This window comes from Nocardia sp. FBN12, from assembly GCF_050320175.1.
Taxonomy (GTDB): Bacteria; Actinomycetota; Actinomycetes; order Mycobacteriales; family Mycobacteriaceae; genus Nocardia.
Genome location: NZ_CP190048.1, coordinates 1,072,219 through 1,096,145 on the forward strand (window position 1 = coordinate 1,072,219; position 23,927 = coordinate 1,096,145).

Genomic DNA, 23,927 nt, shown 5'->3' on the forward strand with positions numbered 1-23,927 from the left:
TGGGCGCGCGCATGCACACTCCCGAAACATGTCAGCTGTGTCACGTTTATCCGTTTCGGCCGAGTCTGAGCAGGTGCAGGCCGAGCGTCGGCGGATTGCGGGCTGCGCCTACGCACACGCCGACGAGATCGCCGACGATGTGATGGCCAAGATCCTCGTCCAGCTGCCCGGGTACGCCTCCGCTGGTCCCGGTGTGCTCGACGATGTGCACGATCAGCTGGCGCGGCTCAGCCGCACCGGGCTCGGCGCGCTGCTCGAGCGTCGACGCGTCTGCCCGGCCGATGTCGCCTACGCCAGGCAGGCCGCGGCGCGACGGGCCCGCACCGGGCTGCCGCTGGTCGACTACATCGCCGCCTTCCGCCTCGGCCAGCGGGCTATGTGGAAGACGTTGCTCGCGCACGCGGGCGATTCCGAGACCGGGCAGGCGGCGGTGTTGTCGCTGGCGGGGCCGCTGGCGCGCTATACCGATCTGATCAGCACCCAGGCGACCGACGCGTATCTGGAATTCCAGCAGTACGTGGCCGCCGAATCCGGTCGCGACTCCCAGGCGTTGATGGACGCGCTGCTCGACGGCGCGCTGCCCGCGAGCGGTCCGCATCTGTCGGTGGCCACCGCGCACGGCATCGGGGCCGAGCGCACCACGCCCGTGGTCGTGGTGACCGCGGTGGTACTCGACCGAGCGGAGCGCACCGAGGATTCGACCGAAAAGCTCAGTGAAGCAAGGCAATTGGTGTCCGCGGCGCTGGCGCGGTGCACGGTCAACGGGTTGCGGACGCTGTCGGTGGTGCGCGGCTCGGAGATCGTCGCCGTGCCGGCGCTGCGTCCGGGCGCGGCGGCCGACGGCTTGTGTGAGCGGCTGCGCGCGATACAGGACGAACTGGGCGCGGAGGGCATCACCTTGGCCGTCGGTGTGAGCACCGCGGTCACCGAGGTCGCTCAGATCCCGCGCGCCTACCGGCAGGCCCAAGCCGCGCTCGAACTCCTGCCCGAAGGGGGAGGGGTACTCGCGTTACCGCAGCTCACCCCCTTCAAATACTTGCTCCTGCGCGCCGATGACACCACCCGACAGCTGGTCGACCCGCGCATCGGCAGCGCGCTGGCCGAGGACCGGGTTCGCGGCGGCACGCTGGCGGAGACGATCCGCGCGTTCGCCGCCGCCGACATGAATCTGCGCGAGGCCGCCGACACTCTGCACATTCACCTCAATACCGCCAAGTACCGGCTCGGCCGGATCGCCGAGCTCACCGGTCGCAACGTGCGCAGCGTGAACGACCTCGTCGAACTGCTGGTGGCGATCGAACTGGCTGCTGTTATAAACGAGGCATGAGCCTCGACCCTGCCATCGCCGCCCGCCTCAAGCGCACCGAGGACGGACTGATCGCCGCGGTCGCGCAGGAGAAGGCGACCGGCGACGTGCTGATGATGGCGTGGATGGACGACGAGGCGCTGGCCCGCACGCTGGAAACCCGCAAGGCGACCTACTATTCACGATCGCGTCAGCAGTACTGGGTCAAGGGCGAGACCTCGGGCCACACCCAGTACGTGCACGAAGTGCGCCTGGACTGCGACGGCGACACGCTGCTGCTGATCGTCGATCAGGAAGGCGCGGCGTGCCACACCGGCACCCACACCTGCTTCGACACCGACGTGCTGCTGGCCGCCGATTAGTCGGCGTCGTCGACCAGGGCCCGATTCAGCCGGTCCGACAGCGCTTCGCCGAGCACCGCGAGTTGCGCGGTCTGCTTATCGGTGAGACCGTCGAGAACGAGGCTGCGTACGGCGTCCACATAGCCGGGGGCGGCCTCGATCACCTTCTCGAAACCCGCGTCGGTGAGGACCGCGTACACACCCCGCCTGCCCGCGGTGGTGTCGCGTCGCGCCCAGCCGAGGCGTTCCAGCTTCGACACCACGTGCGACAACCGCGATAGCGACGCATTTGCTTTGTGGGCGAGATCACTCAGTTGCAGGCGATGGCCCGCCTCTTCCGACAGCAGGCTGAGTACCCGGAATTCGAAATGGGTGAGCCCCGACTCGCGTTGCAGCCGGGTGTCCAACGCGCCGGGAATCCGGGTCATGAGCGCGACGATCGCCTGCCATGCGCGCTGTTCGACGGGGTCGAGCCACTGAGTCATCGCCGGAGCTGCCTCGCGGCCGGACGGCGGACATGGTGGAGTGAGGCGCGCACAGCACAGAGTTTGCCACGACGTCGCTGTGACGTCCGCGAGTTGGCGGTGGTCGTGAGGTCACTCACATCACCGCGGGAGTGCCGGTGCGGGTTACCGGTCGCCGGTCATCGGCGGCACGGTGGGCTCCGGCGGCGGTGTCGCGGCCTTGGCGGCCTTGTGACGGCTGAGTCCCCGCTTGCCCATCAGCGCGACCACCACGACGAACAGCACCGCGGCGATGATGGCGCCGACCAGGCAGGCGCCGCGGAAGGCGGGCGCGTCGACATCCAGAATTCGCTGACCGGCGTGTGCGGCGTTGTTGCCACCGAGCACGATCGTCAGAGTCATCAGGTTCGGCAGTGCGCAGGCCAAGGCGATGATCACCGCCGCGCCCGCCATGAACTTGCCGCCCTTGCGTTTCCAGACCCGCACCGCGAATATCACCAGCAGCAGCGGTAGCAGGGTGAACACGATCCCGTACACCAGACCCCACCAGATGCCCGCGCTGAAACTGCCCTGCACGGTGTTGGCCAGCCGCTGGGCCCACCATCGGGGGATGAACGAGGACAGGATGAAATAGGCGATCACCAGGACCGCCACCGTGGCGAGGGCCAAGATGGCCCGGTTACGCCACACGACAGCGGTGGACTTCTGACCGCTCGACTGCACCTCGCCGGTTGTCATCTGCCCAGCGTAAGTGCGCCGGAACGCCGGGCGTCGGTCCGTCGCCCGGCGATTCGCCGACCGGTGTGGTCACTAGTCGAAGTCGCAGCCGTGTGGCCGAGGAGCGATAAATCGCCGCGCCCAGTTCAGGAAGCCGGGGAGTGCCAGTCCTGCTGTGCTGCCCACTGTTCGAGGGACGTCGTGGTCAGGCCGTAGCGGGCGGCGTGGTGGGGGCGTGCGGGGTAGCCGACGCGGTCGGTCCACGTATCACTCCACGCCGTGGGCGTACCGGCGCGTTTTTCCTGCTCCTGCGAGGAGATGAACACGGCAGTGATCTCGCGGCCGGTGGCCTTGGCGAGAATGTCGGCGATTTCGTTCTGCGTCAGCGCGTCGCCGCCGAGTTCGATCTCAGCTTCGTGGAACGTGTCGGGATCGGCCACGGCAGCAGCGACCGCCGCGCCGAAGTCGTCGGTGTTGGTCATCACCAACACCGCCTCTGGGCTCGCCGAGGTGACCAGCTCGCCCTGCGGCAGCTCGGGGAATATGAAAGCGATTTTGGAGGGAAGGAGGTAGTTGTCCATGAAGAAGGCGGGCTTGAGGATGGTCCAGCGCTCCAGGCCTGCCTGCCGGATCGCCTCTTCGGCGGCTTCCTTCTCGTCCCAGTACGCCTCCATCCCGGAGTCGGTGATGTCGATGTCGGGGTATTGAGTGCGCCACCCGGTCGCCGAGACGGAGGTGTGGATGATCTGAGTCACGCCGGCCCGCTTGGCGGCGGTGGCGATATTGCGAGCCTGGCGCTGCTCGGCGCCGGGGTCGGCCGGGTCGACGCCCGGCAGTTGCACGGAGAAGACCGCATCGTGTCCGGCTGCGGCGGCCTCGAGCGACGCGGGGTCTTCCAGGTCTCCGGTCGCGAGGGCAACGCCCTGCGCGGCGAGCGCCTGGGCGGGGGCCGAAGAGGGGTCGCGCACGAACGCGGTCACGGGATGACCGGCGCGCAGCAGCGCCTGGGCAGCGGCGCCGCCCTGCATTCCGGTTGCCCCGGTGATCAGCACTTTCGCCTTGTCGTTGGTCGGCATACCAGGTCCTGCTTTCTGTTGGTCACGATTCATCGGCACGCGGGCGCGAACGGCCATCAACTAGAGACTCTACAGTATCGAGTCTTCGGTGTACCTAGTTGATGGGCATGCCTGAGCGCAGGCCGAGCGACAATCGGCCGAACAGATATGACGTGGAATCGATGAACCGGCGGGTAGGGCCTCAGCCGGTGGAGGTGGTGCCGACGAGGGGCAGCATGACCTGGTCCACCAGGCGCGCTATCCCCTCGACGTCGAGAACGGCACCGAGCAAGTCCTCCTGCAGGACCAGCACGCCGACGGCCGCGGCGATCTCCAGCCTGTGCGGCGCCAGCAGACGCTCAACCCGGTCCGCGGTGATTTCGCCGCGCTCTCGAGCTCGGTGCAGACAGGAGACGATCCCCTCGCGCTGCACGGCGATGTACCGCTCGCGCAAGGTGTCGGCGATCTGTGGGTGAGACGCGGTCGCCGCGGCCAGCACCGCCGAGAAGCGACGCTCCCGGGGCCGCAGGCACGCGGAACTGTTGGTCAGCGTGGCGATGAGGTCCTCGCGCAGTGTCCCGGCGGTCGGCACCCCGGCCGGGACAGCCGGGATCATGATGCTCTCCAGGGCGTCGGCGACGAGGTCCTCGCGCGAGGCCCATCGACGATAGACGGTGGCCTTGGCCACCCCTGCGCGCGCGGCGACCGCACCCATGGTGAGGTCGGCGTACCCGCTCTCGACGATCAGGTCCAAGACCGCTTCGATGATGCGAGCATTCCGGGTCTCGTCACGGACCGGCCCGAAAGCGCCACTGGGACGTTGGCGTCCGGTGGGGCGGGTCGACCTGGTCATACGCACGACGGTACTGCATCCGCTTCGCCCGTTCGGCCGCCATCCTGCCCTGTCCGGGGAGGCCGCGGGGCGGACCATGGACAGGTGTTACTCGGGCGTGGTGCTGCGTTCGCGCAGGAAGGCCAGTGCCTCGTCGGCATGGACGTTGGCACGCAGTTCGCCGGTGACGATCTTCAGGATCGTGCGGTCGGTGTCGATGATGAAGGTGTGTCGCTTGACCGGGGCGAGTTTGCCGAGCAGGCCACGTTTGACGCCGAATTCGGCGGCCACCGCGCCGTCGTGATCGGACAGCACCGGGTAGTCGAGGCGCTGCTTGCTGGCGAAGCCGGCCTGCACCTCGGTGCTGTCGGTGCTGATGCCGACACAGGTGGCGCCCAGCGCGGCGAATTCACCACTCAGGTCGCGGAAGTGGCAGGCCTCGGCGGTGCACACGGGGGTATTGGCGGCGGGGTAGAAGAACAGCACCAGCGGGCCGTCGGCGAGCAAGCCGTCGAGCGAGCGGAGCTGGGCGGACTGATCGGGGAGCTCGAACTGCGGAGCGCGCTGGCCTGGCTGCATGCCCAGACAGTAACGACCGGCGGCCGAGTAGGGAAGATCCCCGCTCGCGGGCGCGAACGGGGACCTGCGGGCCTACTGCCCGAGCAGTGCCGCGACGTCGGGATTGCGGATCTGCATCACGTCGAGGATGCCGTGCGCGCGCAGCAGCGGTTCTAGCTCGCGGATGCGGTCGCTGTGCCCGGCGTACTCGTCGGGGAAGTTCTTCTTGTCGAGATCCTGGATGGCTTTGGCGTAGGTGACGAACGAATTGAGCGCGCTCGTGGCCGACTGCTGGCCGGGGCCGTAGTGCTGCTGCGACGGGATGGCCAGCCGGCCCTCCTGTGCGCCCTGGTGCGAGGGGTACAACATTGCTCCTCTCGGAAAGGGGATAACCGCATGCGACATGGAACGCGCGCGAGTGTAGTGATGCCGGTCACCGCCCGATTCGGCGCGGGGGTCGGGTCCGCGCGCGTCGGCGGCGGCACGCCTGGGATGATGGGGCCATGCAGGGCGCGTCGACACCAACCACCACGACCCGCGAACAGTTCCGGCTGCTCGCCGCCGAGCACCGGGTCGTCCCGGTGACCCGAAAGGTGCTGGCGGACTCCGAAACTCCGCTCTCGGCCTATTCCAAACTGGCGGGCGACCGGCCGGGGACCTTCCTGTTCGAATCCGCCGAGAACGGGCGCTCGTGGTCGCGCTGGTCGTTCATCGGCGCGGGCAGTCCGTCGGCGCTCACCGTGGTCGACGGCGAAGCCGCCTGGCTCGGCACGGTGCCCGTCGACGCGCCCACCGGCGGTGACCCGCTGCGCGTGCTGCACGAGACCCTCGAATTGCTGCGCACCGAGCGGCTGCCCGGCCTGCCGCCGCTCACCGGCGGCATGGTCGGCTATCTCGGCTACGACGCGGTACGCCGGATCGAACGGCTGCCCGAACTCGCCGCCGACGATCTGCAACTTCCCGAACTGGTGCTGATGCTGGCCACCGACCTCGCCGCGTTCGACCACCACGAAGGCGCGATCACCCTCATCGCCAACGCGGTGAACTGGGACGGCACCGACTCCAGGGTCGACGCCGCCTACGACGACGCCGTCGCCCGGCTCGACCGGATGACCGCCGCGCTGGCCACCCCCGCGCCCTCCACGGTGTCGGTCTTCGACCAGCCCGAACCGCGATTCCTGCGCAGGCGCACCACCGAGGAATTCGGTGCGGGCGTGCACCGCCTGATCAAGGAGATCGAGGCGGGCGAGGCCTTCCAGGTGGTGCTCTCGCAGCGCTTCGAAATGGATTACACCGGGTCGCCGCTCGCGGTCTACCGGATGCTGCGAGCCTCGAACCCGAGCCCGTACATGTATCTGATGCACATTCCCGACGGCGAGGGTGGCACCGCGTTCTCCATCGTCGGCTCGAGTCCCGAATCGCTGGTCACCGTGAAAGACGGGGTGGCGACGACACATCCGATCGCGGGCACCCGCTGGCGCGGCGAGAGCGCCGAGGACGACATCCTGCTCGAGAAGGACCTGCTCGCCGACGAGAAGGAGAACGCCGAGCACCTGATGCTCGTCGACCTCGGTCGCAACGATCTGGGCCGGGTCTGCCGTCCCGGCACGGTGAAGGTCACCCAGTACCGTCACGTCGAGCGCTACAGCCACGTGATGCACCTGGTCTCGACGGTGTCCGGGCTGCTCGCCGAGGGCAAGATCGCGCTCGACGCGGTGCGTGCCTGTTTCCCAGCCGGCACGCTGTCGGGTGCGCCGAAGGTGCGCGCGATGGAACTGATCGAGGAGCTGGAACCGACCCGGCGCGGCGTCTACGGCGGTGTGGTCGGCTACCTCGACTTCGCGGGCGACGCCGACACCGCCATCGCCATCCGCACCGCCCTGCTCAAGAACGGCACCGCCTACGTCCAGGCGGGCGCGGGCGTGGTCGCCGACTCCGATCCGGTCTACGAGGACACCGAGGCCCGCAACAAGGCCATGGCGGTACTCAAGGCGATCGCGGCGGCGCAGACCCTGCGCACCTACGAAGGCGGGCACCTGTGACGGCCGAATCAGGAGAAGAACGCACCGGTCGGCCCGTCGGCGCCGAGGAGTCGGCTGCGCCGGAAGTCCACCCTGATGGTCCGAACACGTCCGGCGATACGTCACAGCCTGCCGACCGCACCGACTCCACCGCGGCCACGGGTGTGGCGCCCGCTCCGGCCGCGAAGCCCGTCGTCGCGGTCGTATTGCTCGCGCTGGCGGCAGCCGGGCTGTGGGCCTCCTCGCGGATGACGTGGGTGACGGTGCACTCGGCCGACGGGCTCACCGAACCGCGCACCGACGACCTCAACGGTGGCGTGTGGTTCGGCGCGCTCACCCCACTTGCCCTGGTGCTGGTCGCCTCGATCGCGGCGGTGTTCGCGGTCAAGGGAGTGCTGCGGCAGCTGCTCGGGGTGGTGATCTCGGTGGTCGCCGCCGCGGCCGCGGTACCGGGCTTCGCGCTGGCGGTCGGCGCGGGCAAGACCGCCGAGCGGGCGGGCACGCTGGCCGAACTGCCGGTGCGCGCGGTGGTCAGCGGCGCCGACACCCACCTCGGTCCCGCGATCCTGTCGATCTTCGCGGCGTGCCTGGCACTGGCCGCGGGCATCCTGCTCACCCGCCGCACCGGCGAACGCGCCGAGGCCTCCGACAAATACGACAACCCGGTGTTCCGCCGGGCCGACGCCAGCGCGGCGGTGAGCAAGCAGCACACGGAGACCGGATCGGCGGCGCCACTGTCGGACCGAGTGCTGTGGGACGCGCTCGACGCGGGGACCGACCCGACCGACACCTCCGATACCCCCGGCGCCTACCACGGTCCGGCCGGAGAGAACAAGTGACCAGCAGCACCCCCGCCGCAGTGACACGCGCGGCGGGCATTTATTCTTTACCAGCATCGGTGAGACAGCGCCCGAGGGGACTCTCGGGCGAGAAGTGCGTCTCCCCAGAAAGGATTCGAGCCAGATGACGGTACTCGACTCGATTCTCGACGGGGTCCGAGCGGATGTTGCCGCTCGCGAAGCCCTCCTCGATTTTCAAGCGATCAAAGCTGCTGCCGCCGCGGTCAAGGGGCCGCTGGACGCACACGCCGCGCTGCACGAGGACGGAATCGGTGTCATCGCGGAAGTGAAGCGAGCCAGCCCCTCCAAGGGCGCGCTCGCCGACATTCCCGATCCCGCCGTACTGGCCAAGGCCTACGAAGACGGTGGCGCGCGGATCATCAGCGTGCTCACCGAGGGTCGCCGCTTCGGTGGCTCGCTCGACGATCTCGACGCCGTGCGCGCCGCCGTGAACATCCCGGTCCTGCGCAAGGACTTCGTCGTCGGCCCGTACCAGATCCACGAGGCCCGTGCCCACGGCGCCGACGTGATCCTGCTGATCGTGGCCGCCCTCGAACAGGACGTGCTCGCCTCGCTGATCGACCGCACCGAATCCCTCGGCATGACCGCCCTGGTGGAGGTGCACACCGAGGAAGAGGCCGATCGCGCCCTCGAAGCCGGTGCGACGGTGATCGGCATCAACGCGCGCAACCTCAAGACCCTCGAGGTCGACCGCGATGTGTTCGCGCGGATCGCGCCCGGTCTGCCCTCGGAGGTCATCCGGGTCGCCGAGTCCGGCATCCGCGGTACCGCCGACCTGCTGGCCTACGCCGGTGCGGGCGCCGACGCCGTGCTCGTCGGCGAAGGCCTGGTGACCAGCGGTAACCCGCGTTCGGCGGTGTCGGAACTGGTGACCGCGGGCACGCACCCGTCCTGCCCGAAGCCGGCTCGCCGGAGCATTCGGTGACAGTGCTTCCCCCGGCGAGCGCCGGCGTCGCGCAGCACTCCGACTACGAACCCGACGCGGGCGGCCACTTCGGCGTCTACGGCGGACGGCACGTCCCCGAGGCGCTGATGGCCGTGATCGAAGAGGTCACCGCCGAATACGACAAGATCCGCACCGACCGCGGCTTCCTCGACGAGCTCGACCGGTTGCAGCGCGACTACACCGGTCGTCCGTCGCCGGTGTTCGAATGCACCCGGCTGGCCGCGCACGCGGGTGGCGCGCGGATCTTCCTCAAGCGTGAGGACCTCAACCACACCGGCTCGCACAAGATCAACAATGTGCTCGGCCAGGCACTGCTCGCCAAGCGGATGGGCAAGACCCGCGTCATCGCCGAGACCGGTGCGGGCCAGCACGGCGTCGCCACGGCCACCGCGTGCGCGCTGCTCGGCCTCGATTGCGTGATCTACATGGGCGCGGTCGACACCGCCCGCCAGGCGCTCAACGTGGCCCGCATGCGGCTGCTCGGCGCCGAGGTGATCCCGGTGACCTCGGGTTCGCAGACGCTCAAGGACGCCATCAACGAGGCACTGCGCGACTGGGTCACCCACGCCGACGACACGTTCTACTGCTTCGGCACCGCCGCGGGCCCGCACCCGTTCCCGCTGCTGGTCCGTGATTTCCAGCGCGTGATCGGCCTGGAGGCGCGCGAGCAGATCCAGCTTCCGGCGCAAGCGGGCAGACTGCCCGACGCGGTCGTGGCCTGCGTCGGCGGTGGCTCCAACGCCATCGGCATCTTCCATGCCTTCATCCCCGACGCGGGTGTGCGCCTGGTCGGCTTCGAGGCGGCCGGTGACGGCGTCGAAACCGGCAGGCACGCAGCCACTTTCACCGGTGGCACGCCCGGTGCGTTCCAGGGCGCCTACTCGTACCTGTTGCAGGACGACGACGGCCAGACCATCGAATCGCATTCGATCTCGGCCGGTCTCGACTACCCGGGCGTCGGCCCCGAGCACGCCCACCTCAAGGACATCGGCCGCGCCGAGTACCGGCCGATCACCGACACCGAGGCGATGGACGCGCTGCTGCTGCTCTCGCGCTCCGAGGGCATCATCCCGGCGATCGAGTCCGCGCACGCGGTGGCGGGTGCGCTGAAACTGGGTGTGGAGCTCGGTGAGGGCGCGGTCATCCTGGTCAACCTGTCCGGTCGTGGTGACAAGGACATGGACACCGCGGGCCGCTGGTTCGGTTTGTTCGACGAGGATGCTGAGGAGCACAAGCAGTGAGCCAGCAGTCCCGCCTCGCGAATACCTTCGCCGCCGCGCGTAGCGAAGGACGGGCCGCGCTGATCGGCTACTTGCCCGCCGGTTATCCCGACCTCGCCGGTTCCATCGCCGCGGTCCGCGCCCTCGTCGAATCCGGTTGCGACATCGTCGAAGTCGGCGTCGCCTACTCCGATCCCGTGATGGACGGCCCGGTCATCCAGGCCGCCGCCGAGCAGGCCCTGCGCAGCGGTGTGCGGGTGCGCGACGTGTTCTCCGTCGTCGAGGCGATCACCGATGCCGGTGGTCAGGCCGTGGTGATGAGCTACTGGAACCCGGTGCTCAAGTACGGTGTCGACAACTTCGCCCGCGACCTGGCCTCGGCCGGTGGCGCCGGCATCATCACGCCCAACCTGATCCCCGACGAGGCCGACGACTGGTTCGTCGCCTCCTCCACCCACAACCTGGACCGCATCTTCCTGGTCGCACCCTCCTCGACCGAAGAGCGACTGGTCAAGACCCTGGAAGCCTCGCGCGGCTTCATCTACGCGGCCTCGACCATGGGCGTCACCGGCGCCCGCGACGCGGTCTCCTCGGCCGCCCCCGCGCTGTGCTCGCGCATCCGCGCCCATTCCGACATCCCGATCGGCGTCGGCCTCGGCGTGCGCTCGGGTGCCCAAGCCGCCGAGATCGCCGCGTACGCCGACGGCGTGATCGTCGGCTCGGCACTGGTCTCGGCCGTACCGGAAGGCCTCGACGCGGTCCGCGCGTTGACTGCCGAACTGGCCGAAGGCGTGCGCTCGGCAACCGTTCGGTCCTAGCGGTTCCCGCGATGGGCCCGGCCGCTGATCAGTGGCCGGGCCCATCGCTCGTCACCGGCCCGTCGTCCGCCGTCCGGGTCGCGGCAACACGGCCGTAAGCCTCTCCACTAACGTGGGGCGCGTGAACTCAGTCCTGGCCTATATTCCGAGTCCGCCCCAGGGGGTCTGGCAACTCGGACCCTTCCCGCTGCGGGCATACGCGCTGTTCATCATCCTCGGCATCGTCGTCGCCATCTGGTGGGGTGAACGGCGGTGGCGCGAGCGCGGTGGTCAGCCGGGCGCCGTGCTCGATGTCGCGATGTTCGCGGTGCCGTTCGGCCTGGTCGGCGGCCGGATCTATCACGTCGCCACCGACTGGCAGAAGTACTTCGGCGCGGGTAAGCATCCCGTCGAGGCGCTGTATATCTGGCAGGGCGGCCTCGGCATCTGGGGTGCGGTGTTCTTCGGCGCCATCGGCGCCTGGATCGGCTGCCGGATGTACAAGATCCCGCTGCCCGCGCTCGGTGACGCGGTCGCGCCCGCCGTGCTGCTTGCCCAGGCCATCGGCCGGCTCGGCAACTACTTCAACCAGGAGCTCTACGGGCGCGCCACCGACCTGCCGTGGGGTCTGGAGATCTACGAGCGGTTCGACGCCGAGACCGGCGCGCGCGACATGATGAACGGGGTGTCGACCGGGCGGGTGCTCGAGGTCGTGCAGCCGACGTTCCTCTACGAGCTCGTCTGGAACGTGCTGGTCGTCATCGCGCTGGTGCTGCTCGACAAGCGCTACAAGATCGGTCACGGGCGCCTGTTCGCGCTCTACGTCGCGGGCTACAGCTTCGGCCGGTTCTTCGTCGAGTTGCTGCGCAGCGACGAAGCCACCCACATTCTCGGCATCCGGATCAACTCGTTCACCTCCGCTCTGGTCTTCCTCGGCGCCATGGCCTACTTCGCCTTGGCGACCAAGGGCCGCGAGACGCCCGCGCAGCTGCAGCCCGACGGTGAACCGCGCCCATGGCCGTGGCAGTTCGCCGCGCTGCGCGCCGCCGGTGCGGCCGACAACGCCGCCGCGGCCCCGGCTGCCGAGGCCACGGCCGTCGACGTGACGAAGAAGCCGGATTCGGCTGCGGCCGAAGGTGATTCGACGGACTCCGGCGAAGCGGCCGCGGTGGCGGACGATACCGCCGAGAAGCAAGCCGATGCCGCCGCGCAGCCGACGAAATCAGCGGCGAAGAAGTCCTGATCCACGACGGTTTTCAGGGAATCGACGGGCGCCCGGCAACATCGCGGGCGCCCGTCGCGATATTTCGAATGTGTGGCGAGGCCGGATCGGGTGGTACCCGACAAGACAACGGCGGGCAGTACCGGCAACAATGGCCCGTGATCGTCGCGCGCGCACCGCCGTTCGGCCGATCACCACTGGCCGGGGGCCACGACGGGTACCCGCACGAATGATGGAGGACATGAGTGACCGACCCCTATAACCCCAATCCACAGTACGGCCCTGACCTGAACAAGCCGCAGAACTCCGGTTCGCAGCCGCAGTACGGTCAGCCGGCCTACGGTCAGCCGTCCGATCCGTACGCCCAGCAGCCCGGCTACGGTCAGCCGCAGTACGGTGCGCCGCAGCCGCAGTACGGTCAGCCCGCAGACCCGTACGCCCAGCAGCCGGGTTACGGTGCCGCGCCGTACGGGGCGATGCCGCAGGGCTTCAACCCGAACGACCCGGAGGCGCCCTACGGCCGGGACATGTACGGCGTGCCGTTCTCGGACAAGCAGAAGCTGATGGCCGGTCTGCTGCAGATCTTCCTCGGCAGCTTCGGCGTCGGCCGCTTCTACCTCGGCTACACCGGTCTCGGCATCGCCCAGATCGCGGTCACCTGGCTGACCTGTGGTCTCGGCGCCATCTGGCCGCTGATCGACGGCATCATGATGCTCACCGGCAAGGTGCCCGACGCGCAGGGTCGCCCGCTGCGCGACTGACACGTCATCACACGGGGATGAACGGGTGCTCTGCTCACGCAGGGCGCCCGTTTCGCGTTTCCCCCCGGTATTTGCGATCACGGTGAGCGATACTCTGTGTCGGTCTGTGGTGGCGCCGTAGCGTCGCTTGGCCTGCGCGTGCCCCCTACGCGCAGCGGAGAAAGGGATGTCCGTGCGCAAATTCATTGCCGCCGCCGTACTCGCTGTCGTCGCCGCGACGGGCCTGTCGGCCTGCTCGTCCGCGTCCGACCCGAACGTGCTGAAGGTCGGTACCGAGGGCACCTACGCGCCGTTCAGCTACCAGGAGGGCGGCACGCTCACCGGTTACGACGTCGAGGTCGCCAAGGCGGTCGGCGAAAAGCTCGGCAAGCGGGTGGAATTCGTGCAGACCCCGTGGGACTCGATCTTCGCCGGGCTCGAGTCCAAGCGTTTCGATCTGGTCGCCAACCAGGTCACCGTGAATCCCGAGCGCACGGCCAAGTACGCGCTGTCGCAGCCGTACACGACGTCGGAGGGCGTGATCGTCACCAAGGCCGACAACACCACCATCACCTCGCTGGCGAGCCTGTCGGGCAAGACCACCGCGCAGTCGGCCACCAGCAACTGGAGCAAGGTCGCCGCGGGCGCCGGCGCGAAAGTCGAAGCGGTGGAAGGGTTCGTGCAGGCGGTGCAGCTGCTGAAGGCCGGTCGGGTCGACGCCACCGTCAACGACACCCTGGCCGTGGGCGAGTACACCAAGAAGACCGGTGACACCGGTATCAAGATCGCGGCCGAGACCGGCGAGACCAGCAAGCAGGCCTTCGCCGCGCGCAAGGATGACACCGGGCTCATCACCGACGTCGACAAGGCCCTCGAAGAGCTGCGCGCCGACGGCACGCTGGCCCGTCTGTCGGAGAAGTACTTCGGCACCGACGTCAGCAAATAGCGGATGGATCCGGCTACCTGGGAGCTGATCCGGCACAACCTGGTGCCGATGCTGAAGGCCACGGTGACGATGACGTTGCCGCTCACCGCCATCAGCTTCGTCATCGGCCTGGCCATCGCGGTCGGTGTCGCGCTGGCCAGGATGTCGACGCGGCGGGTGCTGTCGGCGCCCGCCCGCTTCTACATCTCGATCATCCGCGGCACCCCGCTGCTGGTGCAGCTGTTCATCGTGTTCTACGCGCTGCCGCAGTTCGGGATCGTCATCGATCCGTTCCCGGCGGCGGTGATCGCGTTCAGCCTCAATGTCGGCGGCTACGCCGCGGAGGTGGTGCGCTCGTCGATCATGAGCGTGGCGCACGGGCAGTGGGAGGCCGCGCAATCGCTGGGCATGACCTACGTGCAGACGCTCTGGGACATCGTCTTCCCGCAGGCCGCCCGGATCGCGGTGCCGCCGCTGTCGAACACGTTGATCTCCCTGGTCAAGGACACTTCGCTGGCCTCGACCATCCTGGTCACCGAACTGCTGCGCACCGCCCAGCTGGCCGCCGCCCCCACCTTCGACTTCTTCGCCCTCTACGGCGTCGCGGCGCTCTACTACTGGGTGATCTGCCTGATCCTCGGGTTCGGTCAGAGCCGTCTCGAAACAAGACTTTCCCGGCATGTGGCTGTTCGCTAGCAACAGTTTTCGTGAACACAAGTCGAACTAAACGTGCAACCCGACAGGCGAAAAGACTCGGCGCTGCCCGAGTACTAGGCTGGGGGCCGTGATGCGACGGACGAAGATTGTGTGCACCTTGGGCCCGGCCACTGCTACCCAGGATCGTATTCGTGAGCTCGTCGAAAGCGGCATGGATGTGGCCCGGCTGAACTTCAGCCACGGCGACCACGCCGACCACGCCGACAACTACAAGATGGTCCGCGCGGCCTCCGACGAGACCGGCCGCGCGGTCGGCATCCTCGCCGACCTCCAGGGACCCAAGATCCGCCTCGGCCGCTTCGCCGACGGCAAGACCGTGTGGGCCAACGGCGAGCAGGTGCGGATCACGGTCGACGAGGTCGACGGCACCCACGACCGTGTCTCGACCACCTACAAAGAGCTCGCCCAGGACGCCAAGGCCGGGGACCGGCTGCTCGTCGACGACGGCAAGGTCGGCCTCACGGTGGAATCCGTCGAGGACAACGACGTCGTCTGCCGGGTGACCGAGGGCGGCCCGGTGAGCAACAACAAGGGGCTGTCGCTGCCCGGCATGAACGTGTCGGTGCCCGCTCTGTCCGAAAAAGACATCGCCGATCTCGAATTCGCCCTGGAGCTCGGCGTCGACTTCATCGCACTGTCCTTCGTGCGCTCGCCGTCCGACATCGAACTCGTGCACGACATCATGGATCGCGTCGGCCGCCGTGTGCCGGTGATCGCCAAGCTGGAGAAGCCAGAGGCGATCGACAACCTCGAGGCGATCGTGCTCGCCTTCGACGCGGTGATGGTCGCCCGCGGTGACCTCGGCGTCGAGCTGCCCCTCGAGCAGGTGCCGCTGGTGCAGAAGCGCGCGATCCAGATGGCGCGCGAGAACGCCAAGCCGGTCATCGTCGCCACCCAGATGCTCGAATCGATGATCGAGAACTCCCGGCCGACCCGCGCCGAAGCCTCCGACGTCGCCAACGCGGTGCTCGACGGCGCCGACGCGGTGATGCTGTCGGGGGAGACCTCGGTGGGCGCCTGGCCGATCGACGCGGTGCGCACCATGGCCCGCATCGTGACCGCCGTCGAGTCCGAGACGTCGCGGGTGCCACCCCTGACCCACGTGCCGCGCACCAAGCGTGGCGTGATCTCCTACGCCGCCCGCGACATCGGCGAGCGGCTCAACGCCAAGGCGCTCGTCGCGTTCACCCAGTCGGGTGACACCGTGCGCCGCCTGGCCCGCCTGCACACCCCGCTGCCGCTGCTGGCGTTCACCCCGCTGCCGGAGGTGCGCAGCCAGCTCACGCTGACCTGGGGTACCGAGACGTTCATCGTGCCCATGGTGGACACCACCGACGCGATGATCCACCAGGTGGATCAGGCGCTATTGTCGCTGGAGCGTTATCGCAAGGGTGACCTGGTGGTCATCGTCGCCGGCTCCCCTCCGGGTACCGTCGGTTCCACCAACCTGATCCACGTGCACCGCATCGGCGAAGAGGACCACTAGTAGTGAGCAGTTCGATCGACATCGAGACCACCCAGGGCGAGCCGACACCTGATCTGCGGGTGTTGCTCGACCTGCTCGACCTCGAGTCGATCGGCGAGGACACCTTTCTCGGGAACCACCCCGAGAAGGTGTGGAGCCGCACCTTCGGCGGCCAGCTGGTGTCGCAGGCGATCATGGCGGCAGGCCGCACGGCGGGCGACCGGCCGCTGCACGCGCTCAACGCGCATTTCGTGCGTGGCGGCGATGTGAAGAAGCCGATCGAGTACCACGTGCAGCGCCATCGCGACGGCCGCGCGCTCGCCAACCGGACGGTGACCGCCAGTCAGGACGGCCAGGAGCTGTTCGTGATGCTGGCCGCGTTCCAGGACTGGGGCAAGGGCCTCGAGCACGCGCACGAGGGTCCGGACGTGCCCGACCCCGAAACCCTGCCCCGGGTGGAGGAGAGCTTCGCCGGCTTCGAGGACAAGCTGGAGATGTTCATCAAGGCGCCGCACCCGATCGATATGCGCTACACCAACGATCCGTCGTGGATCCTCAAGGGCACCGGGGAGAAGCTCAACCACAACCGGGTCTGGATGCGTACCGACGGCCGGTTGCCCGATGATCAACTGCTGCACGTGGCCGCGCTCGGCTATTCCTCCGACACCACCGTGCTCGATTCGATCATCACCACGCACGGCTTGTCGTGGGGGCTGGACCGGATTCTCGCGGCGACGGTGAACCACTCGATGTGGTTCCACCGTCCGTTCCGGTTCGACGACTGGGTGCTCTACTCCACCGAGTCACCGGTCGCGGCCGGTTCGCGTGGTCTGGCGACCGGCCGGTTCTATTCGCGCACAGGCGAATTGATCGCCACCACCGTGCAGGAAGGTGTCATCCGGCACTTCCCGGCCCGCTGAGGTTCCTCAGCGCAGTTCGCGGTCGAGTTCGGGTGCGACGACATCGGTGCGCTGATGCGCGCGCAACGTGAACGGCACACCGCACGTGGGCTGCGCCTGCGTCGCGCCGTACACGGCCAGCGCGAGACCGTGTTCGAGATCGGCGATGTCGGCGTCGGTGAGTTCGGCCGACTCGCCGACCAGGCTCAGCGCGATCTCGTAGGTGCTCTCCGCGCTCGGGTCGACGCCGGGACAGCTACTGCGCCACTGGGATTCGAGGTGGTGATGGACCGGATCGCTCGTGTCGACCGGCAGGGTGAACCGCCAGGCATAGACGTTGCGGTCGTGTACGTGGTCGTCGAGGACCGTCCGGACACTGGCGACGATGCGGTCGAGGGTCTCCGGTGTCACGTACACATGGAGCGAAACATCCGAAATGCGTTTCGGCAAGTCTGTGGTCCCGTCGTGTGTCGAACCTGCAAGGGGTAACACCCACGTCCGCGCCGAAGTGTAATCCCTGCGCGCCGTGGCGAACAGTCCTACGGGTGGACTCGGCCCGGCTCAGCGTCCGCGCTGGGCGGCGAGGAACGCCGAAAGGGGGCGGGGCCCGCCGGGAGCGATCACCAGGCCGGGACGATCGCCGTCGCCGGAGAGTTTCGTCTGCTCGTGCGGTGCCAGCGCTCCCAGCACGGGGAACAGCAATTCGGCGATGCGGTCGCCGACCTGGAGGAACGCCTCGGCCGAAAGGCCGATCGGGTCGGCGATGTTCTCCCGCCCGACATAGGCCAGGTTGTTGCGTGCGTGATGCAGTGCGGCAATGGATTTCGCGCCGGTGACCTTGGCGATCCGATGCGCCTCGGCGAGGGTGAAGGTGCGCGGGGCGATACCGAAGGCCAGTTCACCGACCTGGTCGCGTAAGGAATCGGTCATCGTCAGCACCAGGTCGGCGCGATCGACCATCTCGGGCTTGAGTTTTCGGGCCTTGAAACCACTGGTGTCGCCGCCCAGGCCCTGGATCGTCTCCACGGCCAGCGGCTCGGGCGGAAAGCCGACCAGTGCCCTGGTGCCCGCGCTCTCCGCGGTGAGGCCGGGTAGACCGTGCTCCGCCGCGAATGCCAGGGTGAGCCGTTCGGCGATCACCGAACGGCAGACATTGGAGTTGCAGACGAAGAGCACGTGCATACCGACACCGTAATCGGGTCGATTGTCACGGAGTAGGCCGGAATTGTAACCATCACAAGCGCGGTACTACTTATTCACCTTTCGGTTGAACGCCGTACATCATTCACGATGCGCAAATCCGTTGTGTGTGACCGTGATACCCACGAGATATGGCGTGGAAACCTCGCGATGATATGTGTCGATCGTCACTCGTTCGGATCATAATAATTCGATTCGGTAATAACCGGTGGCACGCCCGGTGGGGTGCCGTGCACCCGGCCCCTGGTGGAGAACATCGGGCCACGCGCGGGCACGACCGGCGCGAACGCCGCCAGCCCCGTCGCCGCGGACATGTCGTCATAGACCGCGTCGATGCCACCGCGGCGGAAATAGGCCTCGTGCCAGAAACCGGTGCCGCCGGAATCGCGCAGGAATTCGCGCCACCACTGCCGGTGTGGTTCCGAGCGTGTCCAGCGTTCGAGCGAATCCAGATCGCGCCAGTATTGCCGGGCGCCCCAATGCGGCGGCAGCATCGACCACACGACGTCATCGTGGTGCAGCAACCCGTCGGGCCGGTCGGCATGTGAGCGATACAACTTCGGGCCGACGCCGAGCAGTCGCAGCAGCCCTCGCGGCGTGCGCACCCGCATGCCGAGCAGGATCATCACCAGGTCGGGGTAGGCGTCGAGGTCGACCGTGGTCCTCTTTACGCGCATGATCGCAGCCCCTTCCGTGGTGCCCTCTGGGGGTACTACGGGGCAGCTGGGCCTCCGGTTCGACCGGCAGTTCGCTTCCCGGCGCGCCGAGACGCTATAGTGACCGCGGTGCGCCGGGTTGGCGGAACTGGCAGACGCGACGGTCTCAAAAACCGTTGTCCGAAAGGACGTGTGGGTTCGAGTCCCACACTCGGCACCACGGCGGCAGCGCGGCACATGCCGCGCTCCGCGGGGGAGTATCCGGCGCAGGGTGTGCGCGATCTCATCGCAGGCGCATTCTCCGCGCGGAGGTGAAAGGTACTCTTTACAACGCCGGTCGTGGTGTGATCGACGGGCACCGGAATCCAGAGGGGTCGAACCTATGAGCACGAATGCAGCCGGCGCCACGCGTGAGGCCGCGGCCAAGCGGGTCGTCGTCGCCGAGGATGAGGCCTTGATCCGGATGGACCTGGTCGAGATGCTCAAGGAAGAGGGCTACGACGTCGTCGGCGAAGCGGGCGACGGGCAGCAGGCCGTCGAGCTCGCTGAGGAACTTCGCCCGGATCTGGTGATCATGGACGTGAAGATGCCGCGCCGTGACGGCATCGACGCCGCCGCCGAGATCGCGTCGAAACGCGTTGCGCCCGTGGTGATTCTGACCGCGTTCAGTCAGCGCGACCTGGTCGAGCGCGCACGCGACGCGGGCGCGATGGCCTATCTCGTGAAGCCGTTCACCAAGTCCGATCTGGTCCCCGCGATCGAACTCGCGGCCAGTCGTTTTCACGAAATCACCGCGCTGGAAACCGAAGTCGCGAATCTGTCGGATCGTTTGGAGACGCGCAAACTGGTCGAGCGGGCCAAGGGTGTGCTCATGCAGACCCAAGGCCTCTCGGAACCGCAGGCGTTCAAATGGATTCAGCGCACCGCGATGGATCGGCGCACGACGATGAAGGCGGTCGCCGAAGTCGTGCTGGAGAACCTCACTCCGCAGTAACTCGGTTTCGCTCTTACTGTCGCGCGGGCCCAAAGCCGGAAATGTTTACGGAAGCGAAACAATAATGTGAACTATTGCTTGGACAAGAGGCATCCGACATGATGCGAATGTGATGCGGATCTAACAAAGCGGCGATATGTTCTCTGCGGGCTGAACGTGGTCGGCCCCCTCGGTGAACCCGGGGAGCACAGGACATAGAGGTGAGACGTGCTCAGTTCGACATGGCGCAGTCGGTCGACGCGAGGAGTTCTGGTTATCGGAGCTGCCGCGTCGTTGGTGTTGTCCGGATGCAGTGACAAGTCGTCAGATGGCGGCGGTGGCGGCAACACCGATCTCTCCATCCAGCCGGTGGTTCAGCTCGATACCCAGGGCAAGGCCGTCGCGACAACCGATGCCGGTGCGGCCGCGGACCCCGCAGGCGACGGTAAGGCCAAGTGCGCGCCGCTGACGCTCGGCATGGCGGGCCCGCTGACCGGTGGCAACGCCGCCCTCGGCATCAACATCATCATGGGCGTGAAGCTCGCGCTCGACAAGCACAACAAGGCCAACCCGGACTGCCAGGTCTCGGTGAAGCAGTTCGACACCGAGGGCAAGCCGCAGATCGCCAGCCAGGTGGTTCCGACGATCGTCGCCGACCCGAACATCGTGGCACTGGTCGGCCCGACCTTCTCGGGTGAGACCAAGGCGACCGGCCAGATCCTCAGCGAGGCAGGCATGCCCACGCTGACCGCATCGGCCACGAACCCCACGTTGACGGCCAACGGCTGGAAGACCTTCTTCCGCGGGCTCGGCAACGACGATTCGCAGGGTCCGGCCATCGCCAACTACCTCACCGGCGAGAAGGGCTTCAAGAAGCTCTGCGTCGTGCAGGACAACACCGACTACGGCGCCGGTCTGGCGAAGGCGTTCATCACCGCGGCCGGCCCCGCGGCTGACCCGTCCTGCGCGGTGAATGTCAAGGAAGGTGATAAGGACTTCTCGGCCGCCGTGTCGTCGCTGAACGCGGCCAAGCCCGACGCCATCTTCTACGCCGGCTACTACGCCGAGGCCGCGCCGTTCGTGCAGCAGCTGCGTTCCGGTGGCGTGACCGCCACCTTCGTCTCCGCCGACGGCAGCAACGATCCCGAGTTCGTCCGCCAGGCAGGCTCCTCGTCCAAGGACGCATTGCTGTCCTGCCCGTGCAGCCCGGCGCCGGAGAAGTTCTCCGCCGACTACAAGGCGCTCAACGGTCAGGCGCCCGGCGTCTACTCCGTCGAGGGATACGACCTCACGACGATCCTGCTCAAGGGCATCGACTCCGGAAAGGTCACCCGCGCCGAGCTCGTCGACTACGTCCGTAACTACAGCGGAACTGGTGTCGCCCGCCAGTACAAGTGGGGCGAGACCGGCGAACTGGCCAACATCCAGATCTGGATGTACCAGGTCAAGTAGTTCCGATGACGTGTGCGCGGTGCGCGTGGTGATCCCACGCGCACCGCGCGCCTGACGCGAGAGTAACCATGACATCAGCGGCTTCGCTCGGTGTGACCCTGTTGGCCGAGGGGTCCATCGATTTCAACGTTTCCGGGGTGATCGACCAGTTCTGGCGATTGACCGTGGACGGTCTCACCTACGGCTCGATCTACGCCCTGGTCGCGGTCGGCTACACGCTCGTCTACGGCGTGCTGCGACTGATCAACTTCGCGCACTCCGAAATCTTCATGCTCGGCATGTTCGGCACCTATGTGGGTCTGGAACTGCTCGGCTTCGCGCCCAGCGGCAATGTGTACTCCCAGGGTGTCCTGCTGACGGTGCTCTATCTGGGTGTCGCGATGCTGTTCGGCATGCTGGTCTCCGGCATCGCCGCGGTGGGGCTCGAACGGGTCGCCTATCGCCCGCTGCGCAGGCGTGGCGCGAAGCCGCTGGCCTTCCTGATCACCGCGATCGGTATGTCGTTCGTGATCCAGGAGTTCGTCCACTACATCCTGCCCAAGATCAAGCCGGGCCTCGGCGGCTCCAACGCCCAGACCGGCATCCGGCTCGTGGAGCCGAAGGTACAGTTCACCTTCCTCGGCGCGTCGGTCACCAATGTGGCGCTGGTGATCTTCGCCGCGGCCGTCGTGCTCGCGGTGACCACCGAAATCGTCATCAACAGAACCAAATTCGGCCGCGCCATCCGCGCGGTGGCACAGGATCCCGACACCGCCACGCTGATGGGTGTCTCGCGCGAGCGGGTCATCGTGCTGACCTTCCTCATCGGTGGTCTGCTGGCAGGCGCCGCGGCGATGCTGTACACCCTCTACATTCCCACCGGCATCATCTTCTCCGGCGGATTCATCCTCGGTATCAAGGCGTTCAGCGCCGCGGTGCTCGGTGGTATCGGTAACCTGCGCGGCGCGCTGCTCGGCGGGTTGATCCTCGGCATCGCCGAGCAGTACGGGTCGATCCTGTTCGGCAACGAATGGCGTGACGTGGTCGCCTTCGTGCTGCTGGTGACCGTGCTGATGTTCCGGCCGACCGGCATCCTCGGCGAGAGCCTGGGGAGGGCACGCGCATGACAGACCTGACGAAGACTCCGAAAACGCCTGTCGCGCAGCAGGATCGGCGCGGCCTCGGCGATGCTATCCGGACCTGGTGGGACGGGCTGTCGCGGCCGGGCCAGTGGGCCGTCGGCGTGCCGATCATCGCCGCGCTCGCGATCCTGCCGCTGTTCCCGCCCCCGCTGCTCAACACTCCCGGCGTGAGTTTCGGTGGCGTGATGGCGCAGTTCGCCATGTACGCCCTGATCGCCATCGGCCTGAACGTGGTGGTCGGCCAGGCGGGTCTGCTCGACCTCGGTTACGTCGGTTTCTACGCCGTCGGCGCCTATACGGTCGGCCTGCTCACCAGCCCGAACAGTCCGTGGAACCAGACCGACGGCGGGTGGCTCAGTTCGGGTTGGGCGTGGGTGGCCTGCCTGCCGCTCGCGGTCGCGCTCACCGCGCTGGCCGGCCTGATCCTCGGCGCGCCCACCCTGCGGTTGCGCGGTGACTACCTCGCGATCGTGACGCTCGGCTTCGGTGAGATCGTTCGGCTGATGGCCGACAACCTGGGCGAGGTGACCAACGGCAGCCTCGGGCTGTCGAAGATCGCCTACCCCGAGGTTGGGGAATCCGAAGCGCACCCCGGTGGCTTCTTCTCCCCGGGCAACCTCGGCGACACCAGCAGCTGGAACCCCTTCACCCGAGCGAACAACGGCACCTGGTGGTTCTGGCTCGGCATGGTCTTCGTGATCGTGGTGCTGCTGATCATCGGCAACCTCGAGCGCAGCCGGGTCGGCCGCTCCTGGGTCGCCATCCGCGAAGACGAGGACGCCGCCGAGATCATGGGCGTGCCGACCTTCAAGTTCAAGCTGTGGGCGTTCGTGATCGGCGCCTCGGTCGGCGGCCTTTCGGGCGCGATGTACGCCGGTCAGGTCACCTACGTGAACCCCAAACAGTTCGACATCATCCTGTCGATGCTGTTCCTGTGCGCGGTCGTGCTCGGTGGTTCGGGCAACAAGCTCGGCGTGATCGTCGGCGCGTTCCTCATCGCCTACCTGCCGATGCGGTTGCAGTCGGTGCAGCTGGTGTCGAGCGAGTCGACCGGCTACCTGCTGCTGGGCCTCGATATCGCACTGCTGATCGGCCTCTGGCTGCTGTGGCGGTGGAAGAAGGACGCGCTGGGCACGTGGGTCCGGCGGGCGGTGATCGGAACGGCGATCGTCGCCGTGATCCTCGGATTGCTGCTGTTCGGCAGTGTGTTGCTGTTCCGTCCCGGCGGCGCGCAGAACCTCGGTGACCTGAAGTACCTCTACTTCGGCATCGCGCTCGTGGTGATGATGATTCTGCGGCCACAGGGTCTGTTCCCGGTGCGGCAGAAGCTGCTCGCCTACGGCAGACAGGTGTACCAGGCGGTCGTGCGCAAGCCGGCGGCCGAATCGATCGGAGCAGGGCGATGACGGGGCCAGGCGCGGGAGACGCGCTGTTCGACAA

26 protein-coding genes and 1 tRNA gene are annotated in these 23,927 nt (G+C 67.6%); 18 read left to right on the forward strand and 9 right to left on the reverse strand.

Annotated features, from left to right (window positions below; genetic code table 11):
- Positions 1 to 37 precede the first annotated feature (37 nt).
- A complete protein-coding gene (locus tag ACQHI0_RS05355; protein ID WP_427906813.1) occupies positions 38 to 1,327 on the forward strand; it encodes a PucR family transcriptional regulator in 1,290 nt (429 codons plus the stop codon).
- Positions 1,324 to 1,668, forward strand: a complete 345-nt coding sequence (gene hisI / locus ACQHI0_RS05360; protein WP_427906814.1) for a phosphoribosyl-AMP cyclohydrolase — start codon at positions 1,324 to 1,326, stop codon at positions 1,666 to 1,668. The genes ACQHI0_RS05355 and hisI overlap by 4 nt, the downstream gene beginning before the upstream one ends.
- Here the strand turns inward: hisI and ACQHI0_RS05365 are convergent.
- The 6 genes from ACQHI0_RS05365 to ACQHI0_RS05390 form a co-directional block, all read right to left on the reverse strand.
- Positions 1,665 to 2,132, reverse strand: coding sequence for a MarR family winged helix-turn-helix transcriptional regulator (locus ACQHI0_RS05365; protein ID WP_427906815.1), 468 nt, complete (start codon positions 2,130 to 2,132; stop codon positions 1,665 to 1,667). The genes hisI and ACQHI0_RS05365 overlap by 4 nt on opposite strands.
- 144 nt (positions 2,133 to 2,276) lie before the next feature.
- Entirely contained in the window at positions 2,277 to 2,849 is a 573-nt protein-coding gene (locus ACQHI0_RS05370) for a permease (RefSeq protein WP_427906816.1), read from the reverse strand.
- Positions 2,850 to 2,974: 125 nt separating this feature from the next.
- On the reverse strand, positions 2,975 to 3,904 hold the full coding sequence (locus tag ACQHI0_RS05375) for an NmrA family NAD(P)-binding protein (RefSeq protein WP_427906817.1): 930 nt from the start codon (positions 3,902 to 3,904) through the stop codon (positions 2,975 to 2,977).
- Between the two features lie 181 nt (positions 3,905 to 4,085).
- Positions 4,086 to 4,736, reverse strand: a complete 651-nt coding sequence (locus tag ACQHI0_RS05380; RefSeq protein WP_427906818.1) for a TetR-like C-terminal domain-containing protein — start codon at positions 4,734 to 4,736, stop codon at positions 4,086 to 4,088.
- 87 nt (positions 4,737 to 4,823) lie between these two features.
- Entirely contained in the window at positions 4,824 to 5,294 is a 471-nt protein-coding gene (locus ACQHI0_RS05385; RefSeq protein WP_427906819.1) for a peroxiredoxin, read from the reverse strand.
- 72 nt (positions 5,295 to 5,366) lie between these two features.
- Complete coding sequence (locus tag ACQHI0_RS05390; RefSeq protein ID WP_427906820.1) at positions 5,367 to 5,642, reverse strand: hypothetical protein; 276 nt, start codon at positions 5,640 to 5,642, stop codon at positions 5,367 to 5,369.
- Positions 5,643 to 5,776: 134 nt separating this feature from the next.
- Between ACQHI0_RS05390 and ACQHI0_RS05395 the strand changes: the two genes are divergently transcribed.
- The 11 genes from ACQHI0_RS05395 to ACQHI0_RS05445 all read left to right on the forward strand — a co-directional run bounded on the left by ACQHI0_RS05395 (position 5,777) and on the right by ACQHI0_RS05445 (position 17,106).
- Positions 5,777 to 7,315 (forward strand): anthranilate synthase component I, encoded by a 1,539-nt coding sequence (locus tag ACQHI0_RS05395; RefSeq protein ID WP_427906821.1) that lies wholly within the window; start codon positions 5,777 to 5,779, stop codon positions 7,313 to 7,315.
- On the forward strand, positions 7,312 to 8,133 hold the full coding sequence (locus ACQHI0_RS05400) for a TIGR02234 family membrane protein (protein ID WP_427906822.1): 822 nt from the start codon (positions 7,312 to 7,314) through the stop codon (positions 8,131 to 8,133). The genes ACQHI0_RS05395 and ACQHI0_RS05400 overlap by 4 nt, the downstream gene beginning before the upstream one ends.
- Positions 8,134 to 8,257: 124 nt before the next feature.
- A complete protein-coding gene (gene trpC, locus ACQHI0_RS05405; protein WP_056824640.1) occupies positions 8,258 to 9,079 on the forward strand; it encodes an indole-3-glycerol phosphate synthase TrpC in 822 nt (273 codons plus the stop codon).
- The gene (trpB, locus tag ACQHI0_RS05410; RefSeq protein WP_427906823.1) at positions 9,076 to 10,341 is read left to right on the forward strand and encodes a tryptophan synthase subunit beta; all 1,266 of its coding nucleotides are present in this window, start codon (positions 9,076 to 9,078) and stop codon (positions 10,339 to 10,341) included. Before trpC ends, trpB begins: the two co-directional genes overlap by 4 nt.
- Positions 10,338 to 11,138: a tryptophan synthase subunit alpha gene (gene trpA / locus ACQHI0_RS05415; protein WP_427906824.1), complete on the forward strand. Its 801-nt coding sequence runs from the start codon at positions 10,338 to 10,340 to the stop codon at positions 11,136 to 11,138. The genes trpB and trpA overlap by 4 nt, the downstream gene beginning before the upstream one ends.
- A gap of 121 nt (positions 11,139 to 11,259) precedes the next feature.
- The gene (gene lgt, locus ACQHI0_RS05420; RefSeq protein ID WP_427906825.1) at positions 11,260 to 12,360 is read left to right on the forward strand and encodes a prolipoprotein diacylglyceryl transferase; all 1,101 of its coding nucleotides are present in this window, start codon (positions 11,260 to 11,262) and stop codon (positions 12,358 to 12,360) included.
- Between the two features lie 224 nt (positions 12,361 to 12,584).
- Positions 12,585 to 13,100: an NINE protein gene (locus ACQHI0_RS05425; RefSeq protein WP_427906826.1), complete on the forward strand. Its 516-nt coding sequence runs from the start codon at positions 12,585 to 12,587 to the stop codon at positions 13,098 to 13,100.
- A 172-nt stretch (positions 13,101 to 13,272) separates the two neighbouring features.
- Positions 13,273 to 14,025 (forward strand): amino acid ABC transporter substrate-binding protein, encoded by a 753-nt coding sequence (locus tag ACQHI0_RS05430; RefSeq protein WP_427909088.1) that lies wholly within the window; start codon positions 13,273 to 13,275, stop codon positions 14,023 to 14,025.
- A gap of 3 nt (positions 14,026 to 14,028) precedes the next feature.
- Positions 14,029 to 14,700 carry an amino acid ABC transporter permease gene (locus ACQHI0_RS05435; protein WP_427906827.1) on the forward strand — a complete coding sequence of 224 codons (672 nt, stop codon included), beginning with the start codon at positions 14,029 to 14,031 and terminating at the stop codon, positions 14,698 to 14,700.
- Between the two features lie 88 nt (positions 14,701 to 14,788).
- Positions 14,789 to 16,207 carry a pyruvate kinase gene (pyk, locus tag ACQHI0_RS05440; RefSeq protein ID WP_427906828.1) on the forward strand — a complete coding sequence of 473 codons (1,419 nt, stop codon included), beginning with the start codon at positions 14,789 to 14,791 and terminating at the stop codon, positions 16,205 to 16,207.
- Positions 16,208 to 16,209: 2 nt separating this feature from the next.
- A complete protein-coding gene (locus ACQHI0_RS05445) occupies positions 16,210 to 17,106 on the forward strand; it encodes an acyl-CoA thioesterase (protein WP_427906829.1) in 897 nt (298 codons plus the stop codon).
- 6 nt (positions 17,107 to 17,112) lie between these two features.
- Here the strand turns inward: ACQHI0_RS05445 and ACQHI0_RS05450 are convergent, their stop codons facing one another.
- The 3 genes from ACQHI0_RS05450 to ACQHI0_RS05460 all read right to left on the reverse strand — a co-directional run bounded on the left by ACQHI0_RS05450 (position 17,113) and on the right by ACQHI0_RS05460 (position 18,962).
- Positions 17,113 to 17,496 (reverse strand): hypothetical protein, encoded by a 384-nt coding sequence (locus ACQHI0_RS05450; protein WP_427906830.1) that lies wholly within the window; start codon positions 17,494 to 17,496, stop codon positions 17,113 to 17,115.
- Between the two features lie 150 nt (positions 17,497 to 17,646).
- The gene (locus tag ACQHI0_RS05455) at positions 17,647 to 18,267 is read right to left on the reverse strand and encodes a low molecular weight phosphatase family protein (RefSeq protein ID WP_427906831.1); all 621 of its coding nucleotides are present in this window, start codon (positions 18,265 to 18,267) and stop codon (positions 17,647 to 17,649) included.
- Between the two features lie 185 nt (positions 18,268 to 18,452).
- Positions 18,453 to 18,962: a monooxygenase family protein gene (locus ACQHI0_RS05460; RefSeq protein ID WP_427906832.1), complete on the reverse strand. Its 510-nt coding sequence runs from the start codon at positions 18,960 to 18,962 to the stop codon at positions 18,453 to 18,455.
- Positions 18,963 to 19,074: 112 nt separating this feature from the next.
- Between ACQHI0_RS05460 and ACQHI0_RS05465 the strand changes: the two genes are divergently transcribed.
- From ACQHI0_RS05465 to ACQHI0_RS05485, 5 genes are all read left to right on the forward strand, one after another.
- A tRNA-Leu gene (locus ACQHI0_RS05465) sits at positions 19,075 to 19,161 on the forward strand.
- A gap of 162 nt (positions 19,162 to 19,323) precedes the next feature.
- Positions 19,324 to 19,935 carry an ANTAR domain-containing response regulator gene (locus ACQHI0_RS05470; protein WP_056824610.1) on the forward strand — a complete coding sequence of 204 codons (612 nt, stop codon included), beginning with the start codon at positions 19,324 to 19,326 and terminating at the stop codon, positions 19,933 to 19,935.
- Positions 19,936 to 20,208: 273 nt separating this feature from the next.
- Positions 20,209 to 21,366: a branched-chain amino acid ABC transporter substrate-binding protein gene (locus ACQHI0_RS05475; RefSeq protein WP_427906833.1), complete on the forward strand. Its 1,158-nt coding sequence runs from the start codon at positions 20,209 to 20,211 to the stop codon at positions 21,364 to 21,366.
- 68 nt (positions 21,367 to 21,434) lie between these two features.
- Complete coding sequence (locus ACQHI0_RS05480) at positions 21,435 to 22,472, forward strand: branched-chain amino acid ABC transporter permease (protein ID WP_427906834.1); 1,038 nt, start codon at positions 21,435 to 21,437, stop codon at positions 22,470 to 22,472.
- Positions 22,469 to 23,893: a branched-chain amino acid ABC transporter permease gene (locus tag ACQHI0_RS05485; RefSeq protein WP_427906835.1), complete on the forward strand. Its 1,425-nt coding sequence runs from the start codon at positions 22,469 to 22,471 to the stop codon at positions 23,891 to 23,893. Before ACQHI0_RS05480 ends, ACQHI0_RS05485 begins: the two co-directional genes overlap by 4 nt.
- The last annotated feature ends 34 nt before the right edge of the window (positions 23,894 to 23,927 follow it).

Coding starts and splice junctions, on each gene's coding strand:
- hisI (WP_427906814.1), top strand. CDS start 1,324: ATGAGCCTCGACCCTGCCATCGCCGCCCGCCTCAAGCGCACCGAGGAC.
- ACQHI0_RS05365 (WP_427906815.1), bottom strand. CDS start 2,132: ATGACTCAGTGGCTCGACCCCGTCGAACAGCGCGCATGGCAGGCGATC.
- ACQHI0_RS05370 (WP_427906816.1), bottom strand. CDS start 2,849: ATGACAACCGGCGAGGTGCAGTCGAGCGGTCAGAAGTCCACCGCTGTC.
- ACQHI0_RS05375 (WP_427906817.1), bottom strand. CDS start 3,904: ATGCCGACCAACGACAAGGCGAAAGTGCTGATCACCGGGGCAACCGGA.
- ACQHI0_RS05380 (WP_427906818.1), bottom strand. CDS start 4,736: ATGACCAGGTCGACCCGCCCCACCGGACGCCAACGTCCCAGTGGCGCT.
- ACQHI0_RS05385 (WP_427906819.1), bottom strand. CDS start 5,294: ATGCAGCCAGGCCAGCGCGCTCCGCAGTTCGAGCTCCCCGATCAGTCC.
- ACQHI0_RS05390 (WP_427906820.1), bottom strand. CDS start 5,642: ATGTTGTACCCCTCGCACCAGGGCGCACAGGAGGGCCGGCTGGCCATC.
- ACQHI0_RS05395 (WP_427906821.1), top strand. CDS start 5,777: ATGCAGGGCGCGTCGACACCAACCACCACGACCCGCGAACAGTTCCGG.
- trpC (WP_056824640.1), top strand. CDS start 8,258: ATGACGGTACTCGACTCGATTCTCGACGGGGTCCGAGCGGATGTTGCC.
- ACQHI0_RS05435 (WP_427906827.1), top strand. CDS start 14,029: ATGGATCCGGCTACCTGGGAGCTGATCCGGCACAACCTGGTGCCGATG.
- ACQHI0_RS05455 (WP_427906831.1), bottom strand. CDS start 18,267: ATGCACGTGCTCTTCGTCTGCAACTCCAATGTCTGCCGTTCGGTGATC.
- ACQHI0_RS05460 (WP_427906832.1), bottom strand. CDS start 18,962: ATGCGCGTAAAGAGGACCACGGTCGACCTCGACGCCTACCCCGACCTG.
- ACQHI0_RS05470 (WP_056824610.1), top strand. CDS start 19,324: ATGAGCACGAATGCAGCCGGCGCCACGCGTGAGGCCGCGGCCAAGCGG.
- ACQHI0_RS05480 (WP_427906834.1), top strand. CDS start 21,435: ATGACATCAGCGGCTTCGCTCGGTGTGACCCTGTTGGCCGAGGGGTCC.
- ACQHI0_RS05485 (WP_427906835.1), top strand. CDS start 22,469: ATGACAGACCTGACGAAGACTCCGAAAACGCCTGTCGCGCAGCAGGAT.